The sequence below is a fragment of the Desulforamulus hydrothermalis Lam5 = DSM 18033 genome, assembly GCF_000315365.1.
GTDB lineage: Bacteria > Bacillota > Desulfotomaculia > Desulfotomaculales > Desulfotomaculaceae > Desulfotomaculum > Desulfotomaculum hydrothermale.
Map to the genome: position 1 here is coordinate 276,795 of NZ_CAOS01000013.1, position 18,405 is coordinate 295,199.

Below are 18,405 nucleotides of genomic sequence, written 5' to 3' on the forward strand. Positions count from 1 at the left end.
CTGTGGTAGAAGGGTGGTTTTTATGGCAGGACGGATCCCGGAAGCCGTGCTTGAAGAAATCAGACAGCGTTCAGACATTGTAGAGATTGTTGCACGGTATGTTCCTTTGGAAAAGCGAGGCAAAAACTATTTGGCCCTTTGCCCCTTTCACCAGGAAAAGACGCCCTCCTTTAATGTCAGCCAGGAAAAACAAGCCTTTCACTGTTTTGGTTGCGGCGTGGGAGGAAATGTCTTTAGCTTTATCATGATGGTGGAGGGTCTTTCTTTCCTGGATGCTGTAAGATTTCTGGCTGCCCGGGCGGGAGTCAAAATACCCGCCGAAGCATCACCGGCTGAGCAGGCACGCCAGGGAAAAAGAGACAGGGCTTTTAAGATATACGGCCTGGTCAGGGATTTTTACCGCCTGCTGTTGGGCAAAGAAATCGGCGCCGGGGCACGCCGTTACCTGGAATCGCGCAGGCTGGCCGAGTCAGCTGCAGAAACCTTTCAATTGGGTTATGCCCCGGCCGGCTGGGATAACCTGGTCAAATTTTTAGCTGCCCGGGGGATCAAAACAGAAGAAATGGTACAACTGGGTTTGGCCCAAACCAGGGAGAGCGGCGGTTGTTATGACCGTTTCAGAAACCGGGTGATGTTTCCCATCTGGGACAGCCAGGGGCGCGTGGTGGGTTTCGGCGGACGCACCATGGGAGATGATAATCCCAAGTACCTGAACTCGCCGGAAGGAGAATTTTTTAATAAAGGCCGCTTGTTATACGGTCTGCATATAGCTCGCCGGAGCATCCGTGAGCTGGGATATGCCATTTTAATGGAAGGGTATATGGATGTCGTATCTGCCTACCAGCACGGCGTCGCCAATGCGGTGGCCTCTTTAGGCACCGCCTTTACCAGGGAACAGGCCGGGTTATTAACGGCCTATACCAATGAAGTGGTAATAGCCTATGATGCGGATGCAGCCGGTATTAAGGCAGCCCTGCGGGCGGCAGAAATTCTGCAGCAGGTCGGCTGCCAGGTGCGCATTGCCAGCATAACCGGGGCCAAAGACCCGGACGAGTTTATCCAAAAATACGGCCTTGCCGGCTGGCAAAAAATAATTCAGCAAGCTGCCCCTCTGGTGCAGTTTAAGCTGTTGCAAGCTGTTAAAGCACATGGATTGTCAAATAAAAGAAAAATCCTTCAGGAGGTGTTACCCAACTTGGCTGCTGTGGCCAGTCCAATTGAATTAGAAGAAGCTGTTAAACAAACGGCCACGGTTTTACAGGTAAATTGGGAGACCGTGCTGGAGGAAATTAAATCTTTCAAGAAAAATACCAGAAAAATATCCCAAATTGGGGATAATTCTGTAAAAAACAGCCATAATATAGCGAGTACGCGCCCTGCCGTTCCGCAACAGCCCAGGGATGCCCGATCCCAGGCCGAAGCCGGGATCCTGCGCATGGCTTTGGAAAACCGGTCATGGTTGGAGCGAATACTGGCCGAATTGGGACAGCAATTCTTTCAAAACAGCGATTATCAAAGTATTTTTAATGCTTATCTGGCCGGCGGCTCTGACCGGTCGGCGGCGGCATTGTTTAATTTGCTGGACGAACCCCGGCAAAAAATCTTAAGCAGTATTCTGCTGCAGGAACTGCCCGGCCCGATTACCGAGCAGATGTTAGCTGATTTTATTAATACAATTAAGAAATTGAGCGATAAGGCCCGGCTGGAAGATTTATTGGCCCGGTTGGCGGCGGCTGAACAGTCCGGCGATACCGCTCAAGTGCGCGATCTCAGCCAACAGATTCACATTCTGATGAATAAATTGAAGTGGCCCGAAAGGGGAGTGGCAACATGAGGGACGAAACAAAAGTAGAGCAGGTTAAAGAACTGATCGAAAAGGGCAAAAAACGCGGCGTGCTTACCTATACAGAGATCATGGATACGCTGCAGGGGATTGAGCTGTCCCCGGACCAAATTGATGACATTTATGAGAAAATTGCTGCCATGGGTGTGGAAATCGTCCCTGAAACCACCGATTTGGAGCCACTGGAAGTAGATGACGCCATAGACGCGCCGCCGGAAGAAGTGGAAGTTGACCTTACCATTCCGGAAGGCATCGGGATTGACGATCCGGTCAGAATGTATTTAAAAGAGATTGGCCGGGTTCCTCTGCTGTCACCCGAAGAAGAGGTGGAGCTGGCCAAACGCATGGAACAGGGGGATGAGGAAGCGAAGCGCCGCCTGGCGGAAGCCAACCTGCGCTTGGTGGTCAGCATTGCCAAACGCTATGTGGGCAGGGGCATGCTGTTTCTGGACTTAATCCAGGAAGGCAATCTTGGCTTAATTAAAGCGGTAGAAAAATTTGATTACCGCAAAGGTTATAAATTCAGCACCTATGCCACCTGGTGGATCCGCCAGGCCATTACCCGGGCCATTGCCGACCAGGCCCGCACCATCCGCATACCGGTTCATATGGTTGAAACCATTAACAAATTAATCCGGGTTTCCCGCCAACTGTTGCAGGAGTTGGGCCGCGAACCAACCCCCGAAGAAATTGCCAAAGAAATGGATATTTCCAGTGAAAAAGTGCGGGAAATTATGAAAATAGCCCAGGAACCGGTTTCCCTGGAAACACCCATTGGCGAGGAGGAAGATTCCCACCTGGGAGATTTCATCGAAGATGCGGATGCCCGGGCACCCGCTGAGGAAGCATCTTTCACCCTGCTGCGGGAGCAACTGGACGAAGTGCTAAAAACCCTCACCGACCGGGAACAAAAAGTCTTGCGGCTGCGTTTTGGGCTGGATGACGGCCGGGCCAGAACCCTGGAAGAAGTGGGGCAGAAGTTTGGGGTCACCCGGGAGCGCATTCGCCAGATTGAAGCCAAGACGCTGCGCAAGCTGCGTCACCCCAGCCGCAGCAAAAAGCTGAAAGATTACCTGGATTAACGGTTAAAAAATGTGATAAAAAACAACAATATGCTGTTGACCTGATAAAGTTGTTTTAGTATAATAACTTTCGTGGTGATGCTCCTCGATAGCTCAATGGTAGAGCAACCGGCTGTTAACCGGTAGGTTGCAGGTTCGAGTCCTGCTCGGGGAGCCAAATCAACGGGCCTATAGCTCAATGGTAGAGCATCCGGCTCATAACCGGCGGGTTCCAGGTTCGAGTCCTGGTGGGCCCACCAGTTGAGATGTGGGTGTGAGAGGTGCCAAGCCTCTTACAATCTGCATCAAAAATTAACCCATAAATGAAATGCGGCCCCTTGGTCAAGTGGTCTAAGACACCGCCCTTTCACGGCGGTAACACGGGTTCGAATCCCGTAGGGGTCACCATATACCGGGCGATTAGCTCAGCTGGGAGAGCGCCTGCCTTACAAGCAGGATGTCGGCGGTTCGATCCCGTCATCGCCCACCATGCAAAACCTCACCGTTAGGTGAGGTTTTTTTGCATTTTGGTTTGGGACGGTACCATTGAATTTGCAATTTGTTTAGTTCAAAATGGTGTCCCGTCTTTGTTATAGTTGTACCAGAATAACTTTCCTGACAATAATGCAAACCAGCGGACCTTTTTTGTGTCCGCAATTTGTCGAAATTTAGGCAATGCACAAGACATTAGCACCCCACCCCTTAATGATAATTTAATAATAATGGAAACAAAGGTTAAAAAATCCTAAAATATTTCATGTAAGGGGTGTGCGGATGCTGCAAAGTGTTAAAACAAAATTATTGATCCCCCTGCTTGTGCTGTTGGGACTCTCCCTGGTCATGCTGGTAGCCATGGGATACCGGCAAATGCGCGAGGCTGTTTTGGATCAAGAGCAAGTGCGTTACCGCAACATCGAATCCATCGTCAGAAACGACCTGGAAGCAGTGTTTGCTGCTGCCGGCATGGGCCTTAGCGCCTTAATTGAAATGCCGGAGGTGCAAAAGGCCTTTGCCGAGCGAAACCGGGAAGAACTTTACCGGCTGACTGCGCCGGTTTTTGCCCGGGCCAAACAGGAGGGAATTGAGCAAATTCAGTTCCACCTGCCACCGGCCACTTCTTTTTTGCGCTTGCACCAGCCGCAAAAATTTGGTGATGATTTATCATCCTTCCGGGCCACCGTTTTGCAGTGCAATAACGAAAAAAAATGGGTGGCCGGGCTGGAGGAAGGACGGGGCGGTTACGGTTTCCGGGTGGTTGCCCCGGTGTATTACCAGGGGCAGCATGTGGGTAGTGCCGAGTACGGCATGGGTTTTGGCGCCAAGTTGTTGGCTCGCTGGAAAGAACAATGCGGCGGGGAATTCTTTATGTACCCCTATGCCGGTAACGGCGTAGCCTGGCAAAAGGTTGACAAAGATAAGCCGCTGGCCGGCACAGCCGAGCAAGATCCCTGGCCGGTGCCCAACGAGGAAGTGAAAAAGGCGGTGGCGGGCCGGGGCTATCACCTGGTGTACCAAAACAATGCAGCATCTGCAGTGCTGATTATACCTCTTTATGATTATAGCGGTCAGCCCATCAGTTATGTCAAGGTCAACCTGGATCGTACAGAAGTTTTAAAGCAATTGTCCGCAGTTTTAAGAAACAGTGCCCTGCACCTGGTGCTTTCGCTGCTGGTGATGGGGCTGGTGATGTACTGGTTGATCGGGAATATTTTAAAACCCTTAAATCGGCTGTCTGAACATATGGCAGTGGTGGCCGGCGGCAATTTAAGCGGCAGTTTCACCGTCCAGGGTAAAGATGAGATAGCCCGGGTGGGGCACAGCTTTAATACCATGCTGCAGAATTTTCGACAGTTGCTTGGACAAACCGGCGAGGTGGCCGGACAACTGAGCGAGGCCGGCAAGTCGCTCAGCATGTCATCAGAAGAAACCAGCGCCTCCCTGCAGGGGGCTAACCAGCAGGTGGAACAATTGGCCTATTCGCTGAAAGATTTAACGGACACGGCCCGGCAGACGGCGGATTATTCTGAACAGGCCGGCCAGGCGGCCCGGGCAGGCCAGCAGGTGGTGCAACAGGCAGTGCAGCAAATGCGGGTGCTGCATCAGATGGTGGAGAACCTGGCCGGGGATACCGGCAGTTTAGGACATCAGATTGAAGATGTCAGCAAATTTGTGCAACTGATTGGTGAGATTGCCGAACAAACTAACCTGTTAGCCTTGAATGCTGCCATTGAAGCAGCCAGGGCGGGCGAACACGGCCGGGGCTTTTCCGTGGTGGCGCAAGAGGTGCGCAAACTGGCAGACAGGTCAAACCAGGCGGCAAAAGATGTGGCAAACATTATCCGGGAAATTACCGAGCGCTCCCAGGATGTTATGTTCAGTATGAATGAGGGTCTGAACGAGGTTAAAGCGGGGCACCGCTTAATTGATGAAACGGGTGAAAAATTCAGGCAGATCAAATCACTGGTGGACGTTTTGGTGGCCCGCTCCGGGGAAGTGGCGGCAGCCTGTACCAGGGCCACCGCCAACAGCACAGAAATTGCTGCCGCCATGCAGCAGCAATCCGCCGCCGCCCAGCAGGTGGCCGCATCCGCCGGCGTGCTTAACCGGTTGTCCGAGGATTTACAGAACCATATCAGTCAATTTAAAATGACTTAGGCAGTTAAGACTGTAGACAAAGGTTGTAAACAAAGTGAGGCGGTTTTATGATCCCCTGTCGGCGACTTGTCGAAGCACCGGCAACAGCACTTGATGAGCGAAAGGAGCCATTGGGGTGGCGCCCACAGGACGTGGGCGCCAGCCGAACCGGGCCAGGATGGCCCGTTTGAGGCGACCTCAAGGGCGACCGGAGCGAATCATAGTGCTGTCGGTGCGTAGACCGGAGCCAAAGGGGATCATAAACCACCGCTAATGTTTGTCGACACTCTGACTTAGGCAGTTAATGCCTAAGTTATTTTATTTTGGCAATACTTTAAAGGAATTTGCAGATGCGTCGGCGAAGTAAGCATGACAAGAAAGGTAAGGTTTTTGATGATTACGCTCAGTCAACGTTTAGCAACACTGGCCAACTATATTCCTGCCGGCAGCCTGGTGGCTGATATTGGCACAGATCACGGCTACCTGCCTGTTTACCTTGTGCTGACCGGCCGGGCACCCCGGGTGATCGCAGCCGACCTGCGCCCCGGCCCTCTGGCAGCCGCCAGGGCTACCCTTCAAAGATACCGGACGGCAGACAGCATCCAGCTGCGCCTGGGTAACGGCCTGCGAGTGCTGCAACCGGGTGAAGCGGATGTAATTGTGATAGCCGGCATGGGCGGTGGCACTATCAGGGATATTTTACAGGACAGCCCGGTTGTGGCAGCGGCTGCCCGCCGGCTGATCCTGCAGCCTATGGCGGATGAGCCGGAGCTGCGACAGTATTTAATAAACCACGGCTGGACCATCGCTGACGAAACCCTGCTGCTGGAGGACGACCGGCTGTACCTGGTTATTGTGGCCGAGCCGGGGCAGGAGGACATTAAAGACCCGTTGCTTTTAGAGGTAGGTCCCCGCCTGTGGGAGAAAAAACACCCTTTATTAAGGGAACATCTGCAAAGGTTGCTTGCTAAATACGATAAGGTTGGCCGGGGGCTTACGCAAAGCAGCCAACCGGCAGCCAGGGCAAAAGCAGACTTAATTAAAGAAAAAATGGCGGCCCTGGAGAAGTTGGCCGCAGCACTTGAGATAGGGGGTTAAAGCAAGATGGCAACCGGCAAGGAAATAGCTGCCTTAATCGAGTCCTTTGCTCCCCGCGGGCTGGCGGAGGATTGGGATAACAGCGGCTGGCAACTGGGGGATCCCGGGGCGGCAGTTAAAACCGTGCTGCTGGCGCTGGATGTTGATCAGACAATCCTGCAGGAGGCCCGGGAAAAGCAAGCCAATTTAATCCTTTGCCATCACCCGCTGTTTATGAAAGGGATAAAAAACATTCGCTTGGATGAACCTAAAGGGGCTTTGGTGGCAGAACTGTTGAAAAACAATATTGCTGTTTACGCTGCCCATACCAATTTAGACAGCGCTGTGGGAGGAGTCAACGAGCTGCTGGCGGCACGCCTGGGCCTCAGCGGGGCAGACGTCCTGCAGCCGGCCCGGGGTGAGAAGTATTACAAGCTGGCAGTTTTTGTACCGGCAGAGCATACCGAGGCGGTGCAGCAAGCGTTGGCCGGAGCAGGAGCCGGCTGGATAGGCAACTACAGCGACTGTACCTTCCAGGTGCGGGGTACCGGCACTTTCCGTCCCCGGTCGGGCAGCCATCCCTTTATCGGAGAGCAGGGTGAGCTGGCCAGGGTGGAAGAAATCCGCCTGGAAACCATTGTGCCTGCCGGAAAAGTAAAAACTGTTTTGGCAGCCATGCTGGCTGCCCATCCTTATGAGGAGGTGGCCTACGACCTGTATGCCCTGGAAAACCGGCCGGCTGCCGGCGGGCTGGGCAGAATAGGCAATCTGGCCAACCCCAAGAGCTTCGCCGATTTGGTTATTGCTGTGAAAGAAGCACTGGGCCTGGCCACTGTCAAGGTGGGCGGCGGCATGTGGCGGGAAGTCCGTCGGGTGGCGGTTTGTGGCGGCGCCGGGGGAGAACTTTGGCCGCTGGCGGCGGCCCAGGGGGCCGATGTGTTCATCACCGGCGATATTAAATATCACACCGCTCAGGATATGCTGGCAGCCGGGTTAAACTTTATTGACGCCGGTCATTTTGCCACTGAACATGTGATCCTGCCGGCCCTGCAAGAACGGCTGACAGAAGCCTGCCGGCAGCAAAAACTGGATGTTGTATTTATTTTAACCAAACGTCAATCAGATCCTTTTATGTTTCTTTAGGGATAGTGGGCCGGGTGCCCCTGTCCCTTTATGTTTTGCAGGTAATTTTAACTACCAGAAGGAGTGGTAATATGACAGACACCGGTAAATTATGGCGCTTGCAAAGGCTGGAGCAAGAACAAGCCGCAATTTGCCAAGCCCCGCCGGCCCTGCAGCAGGGGCTAAGGGAGCTGAAAAAACAAATAGAGCAAACCCAAAACTCCCTCCGGCAATTAAAAGCGAACTACCAAGAGGTTAAAGAACAGGCCGCCGTGCTGGAACAGCAGGCCGGTCAGCTCAGGGAGAACTGCCGCCAAACCGACAACCTGATCTACAACGGCAGCTTGCAACTAAAAGAAATTGCCGGCTACCAGCAGAAATATGACAAATTAAAACAAGATTTAACCCGGCGGGAAGACCGGCAGCTGGAACTGATGCAGCTGCAGGAAGACATACAAAAGGAATGGGCCGACCAAAAACAAAGGCTGGCCGGCTTGACCGAGCAATATAAAGAACAGCACCACAACTATTTGCAAGAAAAAGAAAGGAAGGCGGCACGCAGCAGGGAACTGGCCGGCGAGATTGATTCATTAATTAAGGAAATTAACCCGGCTTATCTAAAGGTTTACCGCCGGCTCAAAACAAAGTTCAACAATCCGGTCAGCATGGTTACTAAAAACACTTGCGCCGGCTGCCACCTGGGGCTGCCCTTTGATATCCTGAAACAATTAAAGCGCCGGGACGGGATGGTGTTTTGCAATCACTGCGGACGCCTGCTCTTCCTGCCCAGCGGGAACGGCTCTTAAACTTGCCTGATCAACGAATATCCGGCGGCAGATCCGGCTGCCTGGCGGCTTCCACCGCCAGCCGGTCGCAGCGTTCGTTTTCCGGGTTGCCGGCATGCCCGCGCACCCATACAAATTTAACTTGATGATACTCTAAGAGCTTTAATAACCTTTCCCAGAGGTCGGCGTTTAAAGCGGGTTCTTTTTTATTGCGCATCCAGCCGTTGGCCCGCCACTTTTTTGCCCACCCCTGCTCTATGGCGTTTACCAGATATTGCGAATCGGTGTACAAAGTGACGCTGCACCTTTCTTTAAGCTGTTCCAGCCCTACGATGGCGGCCAAAATTTCCATGCGGTTGTTGGTGGTGTTGCGAAAACCGCCGGACAGTTCTTTGCGGTGTCCCTTGTACAGCAACACCACGCCGTAGCCGCCGGGCCCCGGGTTGCCCGAGCAGGCACCGTCGGTATAAATGATAACCTCTTTCAAACTTGACATAAATCAACCCCACTTTACTTGTGCCACAATTTGCCATTAAAACAAGGTAATTATACCATGGCCTTGTTACATAACAAAGTTTTATCCGGCAGATTAAATAATTTGCCCCCGTTGCTGCTGCCCCGGTGCGGCAACAGACGGGATGATAAAATTGCCTGAAGTTCACCGGCTATAAACCGGATTGAAAATAAATGAATGGTTATCTAATCCTCAGTTGCAGCAGAGGATGATAACCATTCAAAGGTCACCGTGCCAGCCGGTCTGCCGGATATATTATCGTCACAGATCCAAAGTGTTGTTTTCACAACCTTGCATTGACAGTCGGACTATGCTTCCTTTTCTTCTTTTGCTTCCTCTTTAACGTCTTTAACTTCCATCATGCCGGGCATCGGTCCCATACCCATGCCGGGCGGTGAAGACCAGCCGCCTGGCGGACAGGGGCCGGTTGGCGGGCAGCCGGGCATCATGCCGGGGCCCATGCCCATGCCCGGGCTGACAGGATATTGGGGTTGGCCGGGGTAGGGTTGGGGCGGCGGGCAAATTTGATCTTTGGCGCCGGCCACCTGAACAGCGCAAATATTGTAAATGGGGATAATGGTAGCCTGGGTATTGCTGCCGCTACCGTTATGCAATTCAATATAGTCCTGGCCCACCGCATGCAGGGTACCTGCTACCGGGCTGGCGTTGGGGCAGGTAAGAGAAACGGTGACTCTTTGATGCAGCAGGTCACACAGACGCTGCAAAAAGGTGGGAGCCACCTTGGGAGGCATCATGCTGCCCTTTGCTTCCATTTCTTCGCTCATAAACATATCAAACCTCCTATAAGGATTTGCTATATCTTATTAATTCAAATGTAAAAAGGTGCCAAAAATAAAAAAAACCGGTCATGATGACCGGCCAGCCAGCGGTTTGCTTGCCTCAGGCTTTGGGTTTAAAGGTGTCGCATTGAGTTTCTTCGGAGGTATGGGAGTTTTGGGTGCCACAATGGTTCACTTGAATCATCGGTGCGTCACACATAACATTGGAGTTGTAGGCGCACTCGGTAACTGTACATTTAATATTGGGCATGACATTTCACCTCCCTGTTTGACTTGCTTATAGTATGCCCGGACAGAGAGATAAAATTCACTGCTAATAACCAACTGAATAATTATAATACATTTGTTATATTTAAACAATAAGTGTCCAAAAAGTATACAAAATATTTCCTGAATTTTATGAAGGAAAAAGTTATTTTTCGTAGAAAAAATTACTAGTCTCGTGTAAATGCATGAGGAGGGGAACCGGGACGGAGTTCTTAACAGAAACAGATTAAAGAGAGGAGATGCCAAGTTGATGCTGCGGAAAAAGCAAATGTTTTTGCTGCTGCTGGCAGCCTTGCTGGCGGTGGCACTGGTTGGCTGCGGCGGCGGTGACAAAACTCAACCGGCTGCTGACAATGCCCAACCGAAAGTTTTTGTGTTTGCCCAGGGTTCCGACCCCAGGGGTTTGGATCCTGCTTATGTTGACGACGGCGAATCTGCCAACCCAATTGTCAACATTTATGACGGCCTGGTTCGTTATAAGCCCGGCAGTACTGAAATTGAACCGGCCCTGGCTACTGAATGGTCCGCTTCCCCGGACGGCAAAGAATGGACCTTCAAACTTCGTCAAGGCGTTAAATTCCACGACGGAACTCCCTTTAACGCGGACGCGGTGGTATTCAGTGTATCCCGTCAATTACCTCCTCAGCGTACCGATGAAATGCCCTATGCTTCCTTTACCTTCGGCCCGGTAGAAAAGGTTGAAAAGGTAGACGATTACACCGTTAAGTTTATCTTGAGCGAACCCTATGCCCCCTTCCTGGCTAACCTGGCCATGGCGCTGGCTGCTCCCATTGTCAGCCCGGCAGCGGTAGAAAAGTACGGCAAAGATTTTATTGAGCACCCGGTAGGCACCGGCCCCTTTAAGTTTGTGGAATGGAAGAAGGGCCAGCAAATTGTTTTGGAAGCCAACAAAGAATACTGGGACGGCGCCCCCAAAATCGACAAACTGGTTTACAAGTTTGTTAAAGAAAACTCGGTGCGGGCCAGCGAGCTGAGAACCGGCAGCATTCAAGCCATGAACGGGGTTGACCCCAACGATGTTAAGATGCTGGAAGACGCCGGCCTGACAGTGATTAAAAACCCCGGCATGAACATTAACTACCTGGCTTTCTTCTGCAACAAGAAACCCTTTGACAATCCTAAACTGCGCCTGGCCGTGGCCCATGCCATCAACCGCGAACACCTGATCAGCTACCTGTACCAGGGGCTGGCCGAACTGCCCAACAGCATGCTGCCCGGCTTTATGCCCGGCCATGACAAAACCCTGCAGGCACCTGAGTACAACCCGGAAAAAGCCAAGCAACTGCTGGCAGAAGCCGGTTATCCCAACGGTTTAAAGGTAACCCTGTTAACCTATTCTACCGTGCGTCCTTATAACCCGGTGGGCGGTGACAAGCTGGCTGCCGCTATCCAGGCCGATTTGCGCAAGGTGGGTATTGATGTAGAAATCAAGACCTACCCGTGGAAAGAATACAAACAGGTTTACACACCGGAAATCGTTAAAGACGGCGACTTTATGCTGTATGGCTGGATTGGCGACAACGGTGACCCGGACAACTTCCTGTCTCTGCTGGAAACCAAGGAAATCAAGAGTTCTCTGAATGCTGCCAAGTATTCCAACAAGCAAGTGGACGAGCTGCTGGTGAAAGGCCGCACCGCCAAAACCCAGGAAGAACGCAACGCTGCTTACAGCCAGCTGCAAAAAATTGTTCAGGCAGAAGCACCCTGGGTATTCTTAAGCCACAGCAAAGACATGGCAGCGGTTAGCAAGAACGTGGTCGGTTTTGATCTGCACCCGGTGGGCGTTGTTTACTTCCGCAACGTCGACATTAAGTAGTGATGCAAGCCATGAAGGCTGAACGAAAGCACGAATATGGCCCCAGAGCCATATTCGTGTCTTCATGTTCAGGGGCTGGCGAAATTGACACAAGGGAAAACCGTTGATTACAATCCCCGGCCGGGGAAAGAGGGATGGAAATGCTAAAATACATTGTCAAACGACTGATACTTTTGGTGCCGGTACTTTTTGGCATCAGCTTGTTTGTGTTTTTGGTGCTGCGTTTGTTTACCGCCGACCCGGCCTCTGTTATGCTGGGCCAGCATGCCACAGCGGAACAGGTGGCTGCCCTGCGGGAGGAACTGGGCTTTAATAAACCACTGTATGTCCAGTTTGGTATCTTTTTAGGCCAGATTTTGCAAGGTGATTTCGGCCGCTCGCTGATGACCAGGGCGCCGGTGACGGATGAACTGCTGGCCCGTTTTCCGGCCACAGTGGAACTGGCAATGGCCGCCATGCTGATTGCCACCGTTATCGGCGTGACGGTGGGTGTTATTTCCGCCGTTAAGCAATACTCGGCCTTTGATTACCTGAGCATGGTGGGTGCCCTGCTGGGGGTATCCATGCCCATTTTCTGGTTGGGTCTCATGTTGATTATTTTATTTTCGGTTACCCTGGGCTGGCTGCCGGTATCCGGACGCATTGCGGTAGGCATGGAGCCGGCGTCCATAACTGATTTTTACCTGTTGGACAGCCTGTTAACCGGCAACTGGGCAGCCTTTAAGTCTGCTCTCAGCCACCTGGTACTGCCCGCGGTGGCCCTGGCTTCCTATTCCATGGCCATCATTGCCCGCATGACCAGATCCACCATGCTGGAAGTAATCCGCCAGGATTACATTCGCACAGCCCGATCCAAGGGCCTGGCAGAAGGCACAGTGATTTTTAAACACGCCCTGCGCAACGCCTTAATTCCGGTCACCACCGTGATTGGCCTGCAGATGGGTTCCCTGCTGGGGGGAGCCGTTTTAACTGAAACGGTTTTCTCCTGGCCCGGCATCGGCAGCTTTATTGTTAACGCCATCCTGGCCGGCGATTTTCCGGTGGTTCAGGGAGGCGTGATTATGGTAGCCACCATCTTTGTGGTGGTCAACCTGATTGTCGATATACTGTACGCTTACCTGGATCCCAGAATAAAGTATTCTTAATGATACAGTACGGTACTGCCTGATGCGCCAACCAACTTTCACTCATTAAGAAGAAAGGACGCTTTGTATGTCACAAGCTCAAGCAAGTGTGCAGGTTAAGCAACCTGCGGAGCAGGCTTATTCGCCGGCGGCGGATTTTTGGCGCCGTTTGCGCAAAAACAAGCTGGCTATGGTCAGCCTGGTATTTCTTTTAGCCCTTAGCCTGATGGCTGTATTGGCTCCCTTTGTGGCCCCCTACGACCCTTATTTAAGCGATATGCCCAAAGCTCTGCAGGGGCCCAGCGCCCAGCACTGGCTGGGTAACGACGAACTGGGCCGGGACATATTAAGCCGCATTATTTACGGGGCCCGTATTTCCCTGCGGGTAGGCTTAATTGCTGTGGGCATTGCCCTGTCGGTGGGCATGACCCTGGGTTCCCTGGCCGGCTATTACGGCGGCCGCCTGGATAATCTGATCATGCGGGTAATGGATATTATGCTGGCTTTTCCCTCCATCCTGCTGGCCATTGCCTTAATGGCGGTGCTGGGCCGCGGGGTGGAAAACGCCATTATAGCCATCGGTATTGTTTCTATCCCGGAGTATGCCAGGATTGTCAGGGGATCGGTGCTGTCGGTAAAAGAAAACGAGTATGTGCAGGCGGCCCGGGCCATTGGCAATAACGACCTGCAAATCATTTTCCGGCATATCCTGCCCAATGTGATGGCGCCCGTTATTGTGCGGGCCACCCTGGGTATTTCCACCGCCATCCTGGAAACCTCGGCTCTCGGTTTCCTGGGGCTGGGTGTTGTGCCGCCCTATGCCGAATGGGGTACCATGCTGGGCAGCGGCCGCGGTTATATGTTTAATGCGCCGCACCTGGTATTTTTCCCGGGTATTGCCATCACCCTGACGGTAATGGCCTTTAACTTGCTGGGGGACGGACTGCGCGACGCCCTGGATCCCCGGCTGCGACGCTAGGAGGTGGGTGCCATGACACAAACGTTATTAGAAGTAAAAGACTTACAAACCCACTTTTTTCTGGAGGACGGTGTTGTACCGGCGGTGGACGGGGTGAGCTTTCACCTGAACCGTGGCGAAACCCTGGCGGTGGTGGGGGAATCCGGCAGCGGCAAAAGCATTACCGCTACTTCCATCATGCGGCTGATTCCCAATCCTCCCGGGCGGATTGTGGGGGGACAGATTTTATTTAACGGCGAGGATTTGTTGCAAAAAACCGAAAAAGAAATGCGGGCCATCCGGGGCAACCGCATCTCCATGATTTTTCAGGAACCCATGACTTCGCTGAACCCGGTGTTCCGGGTGGGCCAGCAAATTGCCGAATCCCTGATGCTGCACCAGGGTTTGAACAAGCAGGCCGCCCTGGAGAAAAGCATTGAAATGTTAAGGCTGACCGGCATTCCGGCGCCGGAAAAACGGGTGCACGACTTCCCGCACCAGATGAGCGGCGGCATGCGCCAGCGGGTGATGATTGCCATGGCCCTTTGCTGCCGGCCGGAACTGTTAATTGCCGATGAACCTACCACCGCCCTGGATGTTACCATCCAGGCTCAAATTTTGGATCTGATGCTGGAATTAAAACAACAGCTGGGCACCGCCATTATCATGATTACGCACGACCTGGCGGTGGTGGCCGAGATGGCCGACCGGGCGGCGGTGATGTACTGCGGCAAACTGGTGGAAGAAGCGCCGGTGCCGGAGTTATTTGATAACCCCCTGCACCCGTATACCAGGGGGCTGCTGAAGTCCATTCCCCATATCAATGAACGGCAGGACAGGCTGTATATGATAGAAGGCATGGTACCTCCCTTAACCAACCTGCCGCCGGGCTGTGCCTTTGCGCCCCGTTGTCCGGAGGCCGGGCCACGCTGCCGGTTGGCGCGGCCTGTTTTGCAAGAGTTGGCCGCCGGGCGCCGGGTCAGCTGCTGGCTGTATGAAGGGGGTGTGCAATAGTGTCTGCACTGGTGCATGTGGCAAACCTGACCAAGTATTTTCCCATCCGCAAGGGCCTGTTTGGCAAAGAATCGGGCCAGGTCAAAGCGGTGGACGGTTTAACCTTCGACATTCGCCAGGGGGAAACCCTGGGTTTGGTGGGCGAGAGCGGTTGCGGCAAATCCACCACCGGCCGCCTGATACTGCGCCTGTTGGAACCCACTGCCGGCCGGGTGGAATTTGCCGGGCAGGATGTGCTGGCGGCAAGCCCCAGGGAGTTAAGGGCCCTGCGCAAAGATATGCAGATTATTTTTCAAGACCCTTATGCTTCCCTTAACCCCCGCATGTCAGTGGGCGACATCATTGCCGAACCCATCAAGCTGTATAAACTGGCCAGCGGGCCGGCTGTCCAGAAAAGGGTGGAGCACCTGCTGTCCTGTGTGGGGCTGGCCTCCTACCATGCCCGGCGCTACCCCCATGAGTTCAGCGGCGGCCAGCGGCAGCGGGTGGGCATTGCCCGGGCGTTGGCCCTCAACCCCAAGTTAATCGTGTGCGACGAGCCGGTTTCTGCCCTGGACGTATCCATCCAATCGCAGGTGTTGAACCTGTTAAAAGACCTGCAGCAGGAATTCGGCCTGACTTACCTGTTTATTGCCCATGGCTTAAACGTGGTGAAGCATGTCAGCGACCGCATCGGGGTTATGTACCTGGGTAAAATGGTGGAGCTGGCCGGGGGTGATGAACTGTACAACAACCCGCTGCACCCCTATACCAAAGCGCTGCTGTCGGCGGTGCCGGTGCCGGACCCCCGGGCCAAGAAACAGCGCATTATTTTAAAAGGCGACGTGCCCAGCCCGGTTAACCCGCCCCGGGGCTGCCGTTTCCACACCCGCTGTTTCTGCAGCCAGGACATTTGCCGGCACCACGAGCCGGTATTTAAAAGAATTAAACCGGGCCACTGGGTAGCCTGCCACCTGGTGGAGGAAGTAAAATAAACAAGGCGGCTGCGGTCCGGTTGTGCCGCAGCTGCCTTGTTTAGTGTTTACGGACCGGCCACCTTAACCCGGTTGCGGCCGGCAGCTTTGGCCGCATATAAGGCTTTGTCCGCCAGTGCCGGCAGTTGGCCGGCATCCGCCGTATGGGTCGGGCAGTGGGCGACGCCGAGTGAAACCGTCACCGGCCGGTGGGGGAAGGTGGTAGCGGCCACCGTCTGCCGGATGTGTTCCGCCAGCCGGATGCACTCCTCCAGGCCGGTATCAGGCAGGATGAAAGCAAACTCTTCGCCGCCGTAACGGGCCGCAATATCACCGGGCCGCACTGCCTGCCGGAACAATTGGCCCAGTGTAATTAACACCCGGTCGCCCGCCGGGTGGCCGAAACGGTCGTTATAGTCTTTAAAAAAGTCCACGTCCAGCATAATCAGGCCGATATGCCGGGACACATGGCCGTTCAGCCGGACTTCCCGGTTTATTCTTTCCGCAAAGTAGCGGTGGTTGTACAGCCCGGTGAGGGCGTCCGTAAAGGAAAGGCTTTCAAACTTTTTATTTAACAGGGCGTTTTCCAGCGCCAGGCTTACCTGAATGGTAAACAGCTCTAAAATCATGTGTCTTTCTTCCGCCGTATCCGGCGGTTGTTCATACTGGGCCATAATTATGGCCAGCGGCTTGCCGTACTTGCTGTCCAGGGTCAACACCTGCAGCATGCCCTGGCAGGGAGAGCCGCAGTGGCCGCAACAGATTGGGTGGGGCAGGGCCAGAGCGGTGTTTTTAATCCGGTGCATGTGCGAAAGTATTTTAGACAGCTTGCCACAAGAGCCAAAGGGGTTGTTAGCCAGGCTGCGCTGTACGTTGGCAATGGGAGCACCGTTTTCATCCAGCACGAGCAACTGGCAGCCGGCCACTTCGGCAATTTCCATAAAACCGTTTAAGATTAAATTATACATGGTGCGCAGGTCGTGCTCCCCTGCAATTTGGGCCACGATCCAGTGCAGCTGCGTCAGCTTTTCATTTAGCTTAACCAGTTTTTGGAATTTGGATAATATGTTGTCATCAACCACCGTGGTTTGCCTCCCTGTGTGAATTAACAAGTAAATTCTCTGATGCCCTTGGAAAATCCTTGGCATAAAAAGTATATTAACGTCGAATTAACATTATTTTAAAAAGTCCGTTCCGGTTGCGCATAACCTTGCAGCAGGCTGTTAAACTATCTGTGAAAGGAGCAGGTATGCATACCATTATCGTTACAGCGGCTATTATTGTTAACCAGGATAAAATTTTAATTGCCCAGCGCCCCGCACAGGCTGAGCACGGTTTAAAATGGGAATTTCCCGGTGGCAAGCTGCATGTTGGGGAAGACCCGAAAGCCGGCTTACAGCGGGAAATTCAGGAAGAACTGGCCATGGAGGTGGCAGTGGAAGATATTTTTGAGGTGGTTTCCCACTGCTACGGCGACAGGCATGTCCTGCTGCTGTGCTACACCTGCCGTTACCTGGGGCAACAGCCGGTGGCCCGGGAGTGCCGCGATTTCCGCTGGGTAAGACCTGACGAAATGGATGGGTACGATTTTACCGCCGCGGATTTGCCGGTGGTTAAAAAGTTGCAAAAGTTATTGGACAAGAAAGAAGCCTGCCAATAAATACGGCAGGCTTTAAAATAAAGATATATTGAGAAGGAGACAGATTCACTGGGTGTAAACAATTGTACCACGGGTGACGAACTTTGACAATAACATGCACATTTTTGGACAAAAATTCCTTATGGACATGCAGAATTTTGTGATATAATTCCTGATAAAGGCCTGCCGATCACCCCGGGTAACCACCGGGGATATTCATTTTTATACACTGTTTAACATCAAGGGGAGATCGAAGTTGCACAAACAAGTGGTATTTCCCGAGTTTTTGGGGGAATCTGAAATAGCCGTGGTCATCATCATTCCTTCGCTGCAACAGGAGCTGGGCGACCTGTTTGAGCGGTTTTACGCCGGGGACGAGATAGACTACCGGTTTACCTGGGATCTGGTGGTTACCAACACCGCCGAGTACCTGGTGGTATTGGAAATTGATTGGGATGAAGGCGAGGGGTTGCTGGTTGCCTTCAGCCCCGAGATGTGGGAGTTCATCAACCTGATTGCCCAAAAGCAAAACCTGGTTCTTGTGGGCGACTGGGGGGCTTTAGAGGAAGGGGCTGCCCTGGCTCTGGCCGAAGGCGGCGAATACCGGCCCTATGCCCTGTTGATCCGGGATGCCCACAGCGGTTTGGACAAATTATACGATCATGTCAAAGAGCTGGCGGCGGCCAACCAGGAGGTGCCCGAGCTGGCTAGACTGCAGCTGATCCTGGAAGGCGCCGGCAGCCGGCCCCTTACTTACCACTAAGCAAGCGGCCTTCA

The 18,405-nt window shown here is 53.2% G+C and carries 17 protein-coding genes and 4 tRNA genes; 17 read left to right on the forward strand and 4 right to left on the reverse strand.

Annotated features, from left to right (window positions below; all coding sequences use genetic code 11):
• Positions 1-22 precede the first annotated feature (22 nt).
• The 10 genes from dnaG (at position 23) to DESHY_RS11510 (ending at position 8,543) form a co-directional block, all read left to right on the forward strand.
• A complete protein-coding gene (gene dnaG, locus DESHY_RS11465; RefSeq protein WP_008412937.1) occupies positions 23-1,834 on the forward strand; it encodes a DNA primase in 1,812 nt (603 codons plus the stop codon).
• Positions 1,831-2,925 carry an RNA polymerase sigma factor RpoD gene (gene rpoD, locus DESHY_RS11470; RefSeq protein ID WP_008412939.1) on the forward strand — a complete coding sequence of 365 codons (1,095 nt, stop codon included), beginning with the start codon at positions 1,831-1,833 and terminating at the stop codon, positions 2,923-2,925. Before dnaG ends, rpoD begins: the two co-directional genes overlap by 4 nt.
• A gap of 82 nt (positions 2,926-3,007) precedes the next feature.
• Positions 3,008-3,082 (forward strand) — tRNA-Asn (locus DESHY_RS11475).
• A gap of 7 nt (positions 3,083-3,089) precedes the next feature.
• A tRNA-Ile gene (locus DESHY_RS11480) sits at positions 3,090-3,164 on the forward strand.
• 72 nt (positions 3,165-3,236) lie between these two features.
• A tRNA-Glu gene (locus tag DESHY_RS11485) sits at positions 3,237-3,312 on the forward strand.
• A 6-nt stretch (positions 3,313-3,318) separates the two neighbouring features.
• Positions 3,319-3,394: transfer RNA gene (locus DESHY_RS11490), tRNA-Val, on the forward strand.
• Positions 3,395-3,678: 284 nt separating this feature from the next.
• On the forward strand, positions 3,679-5,559 hold the full coding sequence (locus tag DESHY_RS11495; RefSeq protein WP_008412941.1) for a methyl-accepting chemotaxis protein: 1,881 nt from the start codon (positions 3,679-3,681) through the stop codon (positions 5,557-5,559).
• A 348-nt stretch (positions 5,560-5,907) separates the two neighbouring features.
• Complete coding sequence (locus tag DESHY_RS11500) at positions 5,908-6,636, forward strand: tRNA (adenine(22)-N(1))-methyltransferase (RefSeq protein ID WP_235695569.1); 729 nt, start codon at positions 5,908-5,910, stop codon at positions 6,634-6,636.
• Between the two features lie 6 nt (positions 6,637-6,642).
• On the forward strand, positions 6,643-7,758 hold the full coding sequence (locus DESHY_RS11505) for a Nif3-like dinuclear metal center hexameric protein (RefSeq protein ID WP_008412945.1): 1,116 nt from the start codon (positions 6,643-6,645) through the stop codon (positions 7,756-7,758).
• Between the two features lie 71 nt (positions 7,759-7,829).
• Positions 7,830-8,543, forward strand: coding sequence for a zinc ribbon domain-containing protein (locus DESHY_RS11510; protein WP_008412947.1), 714 nt, complete (start codon positions 7,830-7,832; stop codon positions 8,541-8,543).
• Positions 8,544-8,553: 10 nt separating this feature from the next.
• Here the strand turns inward: DESHY_RS11510 and rnhA are convergent, their stop codons facing one another.
• The 3 genes from rnhA to DESHY_RS13760 all read right to left on the reverse strand — a co-directional run bounded on the left by rnhA (position 8,554) and on the right by DESHY_RS13760 (position 10,086).
• Positions 8,554-9,018 (reverse strand): ribonuclease HI, encoded by a 465-nt coding sequence (rnhA, locus tag DESHY_RS11515; RefSeq protein WP_008412950.1) that lies wholly within the window; start codon positions 9,016-9,018, stop codon positions 8,554-8,556.
• 326 nt (positions 9,019-9,344) lie between these two features.
• Positions 9,345-9,827: a hypothetical protein gene (locus tag DESHY_RS11520; RefSeq protein ID WP_008412952.1), complete on the reverse strand. Its 483-nt coding sequence runs from the start codon at positions 9,825-9,827 to the stop codon at positions 9,345-9,347.
• Positions 9,828-9,936: 109 nt separating this feature from the next.
• Positions 9,937-10,086 carry a DUF1540 domain-containing protein gene (locus DESHY_RS13760; RefSeq protein WP_008412953.1) on the reverse strand — a complete coding sequence of 50 codons (150 nt, stop codon included), beginning with the start codon at positions 10,084-10,086 and terminating at the stop codon, positions 9,937-9,939.
• 267 nt (positions 10,087-10,353) lie between these two features.
• Here DESHY_RS13760 and DESHY_RS11525 point away from each other — a divergent pair, with 267 nt between their 5' ends.
• The 5 genes from DESHY_RS11525 (at position 10,354) to DESHY_RS11545 (ending at position 16,010) form a co-directional block, all read left to right on the forward strand.
• On the forward strand, positions 10,354-11,940 hold the full coding sequence (locus DESHY_RS11525; RefSeq protein ID WP_174269716.1) for an ABC transporter substrate-binding protein: 1,587 nt from the start codon (positions 10,354-10,356) through the stop codon (positions 11,938-11,940).
• A gap of 140 nt (positions 11,941-12,080) precedes the next feature.
• Entirely contained in the window at positions 12,081-13,085 is a 1,005-nt protein-coding gene (locus tag DESHY_RS11530; RefSeq protein ID WP_008412958.1) for an ABC transporter permease, read from the forward strand.
• A gap of 67 nt (positions 13,086-13,152) precedes the next feature.
• Complete coding sequence (gene nikC, locus DESHY_RS11535) at positions 13,153-14,043, forward strand: nickel transporter permease (protein WP_008412960.1); 891 nt, start codon at positions 13,153-13,155, stop codon at positions 14,041-14,043.
• 12 nt (positions 14,044-14,055) lie between these two features.
• On the forward strand, positions 14,056-15,036 hold the full coding sequence (locus DESHY_RS11540; protein ID WP_048818100.1) for an ABC transporter ATP-binding protein: 981 nt from the start codon (positions 14,056-14,058) through the stop codon (positions 15,034-15,036).
• Positions 15,036-16,010 (forward strand): ABC transporter ATP-binding protein, encoded by a 975-nt coding sequence (locus tag DESHY_RS11545; protein ID WP_008412963.1) that lies wholly within the window; start codon positions 15,036-15,038, stop codon positions 16,008-16,010. The genes DESHY_RS11540 and DESHY_RS11545 overlap by 1 nt, the downstream gene beginning before the upstream one ends.
• Positions 16,011-16,057: 47 nt before the next feature.
• On the opposite strand, the gene DESHY_RS11550 is transcribed toward DESHY_RS11545, so the two are convergent.
• Complete coding sequence (locus DESHY_RS11550; RefSeq protein ID WP_008412964.1) at positions 16,058-17,071, reverse strand: GGDEF domain-containing protein; 1,014 nt, start codon at positions 17,069-17,071, stop codon at positions 16,058-16,060.
• 167 nt (positions 17,072-17,238) lie between these two features.
• On the opposite strand from DESHY_RS11550, the gene mutT reads away from it, so the two are divergent.
• Entirely contained in the window at positions 17,239-17,649 is a 411-nt protein-coding gene (gene mutT / locus DESHY_RS11555; RefSeq protein ID WP_008412966.1) for an 8-oxo-dGTP diphosphatase MutT, read from the forward strand.
• 235 nt (positions 17,650-17,884) lie between these two features.
• Entirely contained in the window at positions 17,885-18,391 is a 507-nt protein-coding gene (locus DESHY_RS11560) for a hypothetical protein (protein WP_008412968.1), read from the forward strand.
• Positions 18,392-18,405 lie beyond the last annotated feature (14 nt).

Coding starts and splice junctions, on each gene's coding strand:
- dnaG (WP_008412937.1), top strand. CDS start 23: ATGGCAGGACGGATCCCGGAAGCCGTGCTTGAAGAAATCAGACAGCGT.
- rpoD (WP_008412939.1), top strand. CDS start 1,831: ATGAGGGACGAAACAAAAGTAGAGCAGGTTAAAGAACTGATCGAAAAG.
- DESHY_RS11495 (WP_008412941.1), top strand. CDS start 3,679: ATGCTGCAAAGTGTTAAAACAAAATTATTGATCCCCCTGCTTGTGCTG.
- DESHY_RS11500 (WP_235695569.1), top strand. CDS start 5,908: ATGACAAGAAAGGTAAGGTTTTTGATGATTACGCTCAGTCAACGTTTA.
- DESHY_RS11505 (WP_008412945.1), top strand. CDS start 6,643: ATGGCAACCGGCAAGGAAATAGCTGCCTTAATCGAGTCCTTTGCTCCC.
- DESHY_RS11510 (WP_008412947.1), top strand. CDS start 7,830: ATGACAGACACCGGTAAATTATGGCGCTTGCAAAGGCTGGAGCAAGAA.
- rnhA (WP_008412950.1), bottom strand. CDS start 9,018: ATGTCAAGTTTGAAAGAGGTTATCATTTATACCGACGGTGCCTGCTCG.
- DESHY_RS11520 (WP_008412952.1), bottom strand. CDS start 9,827: ATGTTTATGAGCGAAGAAATGGAAGCAAAGGGCAGCATGATGCCTCCC.
- DESHY_RS13760 (WP_008412953.1), bottom strand. CDS start 10,086: ATGCCCAATATTAAATGTACAGTTACCGAGTGCGCCTACAACTCCAAT.
- DESHY_RS11525 (WP_174269716.1), top strand. CDS start 10,354: ATGCTGCGGAAAAAGCAAATGTTTTTGCTGCTGCTGGCAGCCTTGCTG.
- DESHY_RS11530 (WP_008412958.1), top strand. CDS start 12,081: ATGCTAAAATACATTGTCAAACGACTGATACTTTTGGTGCCGGTACTT.
- nikC (WP_008412960.1), top strand. CDS start 13,153: ATGTCACAAGCTCAAGCAAGTGTGCAGGTTAAGCAACCTGCGGAGCAG.
- DESHY_RS11540 (WP_048818100.1), top strand. CDS start 14,056: ATGACACAAACGTTATTAGAAGTAAAAGACTTACAAACCCACTTTTTT.
- mutT (WP_008412966.1), top strand. CDS start 17,239: ATGCATACCATTATCGTTACAGCGGCTATTATTGTTAACCAGGATAAA.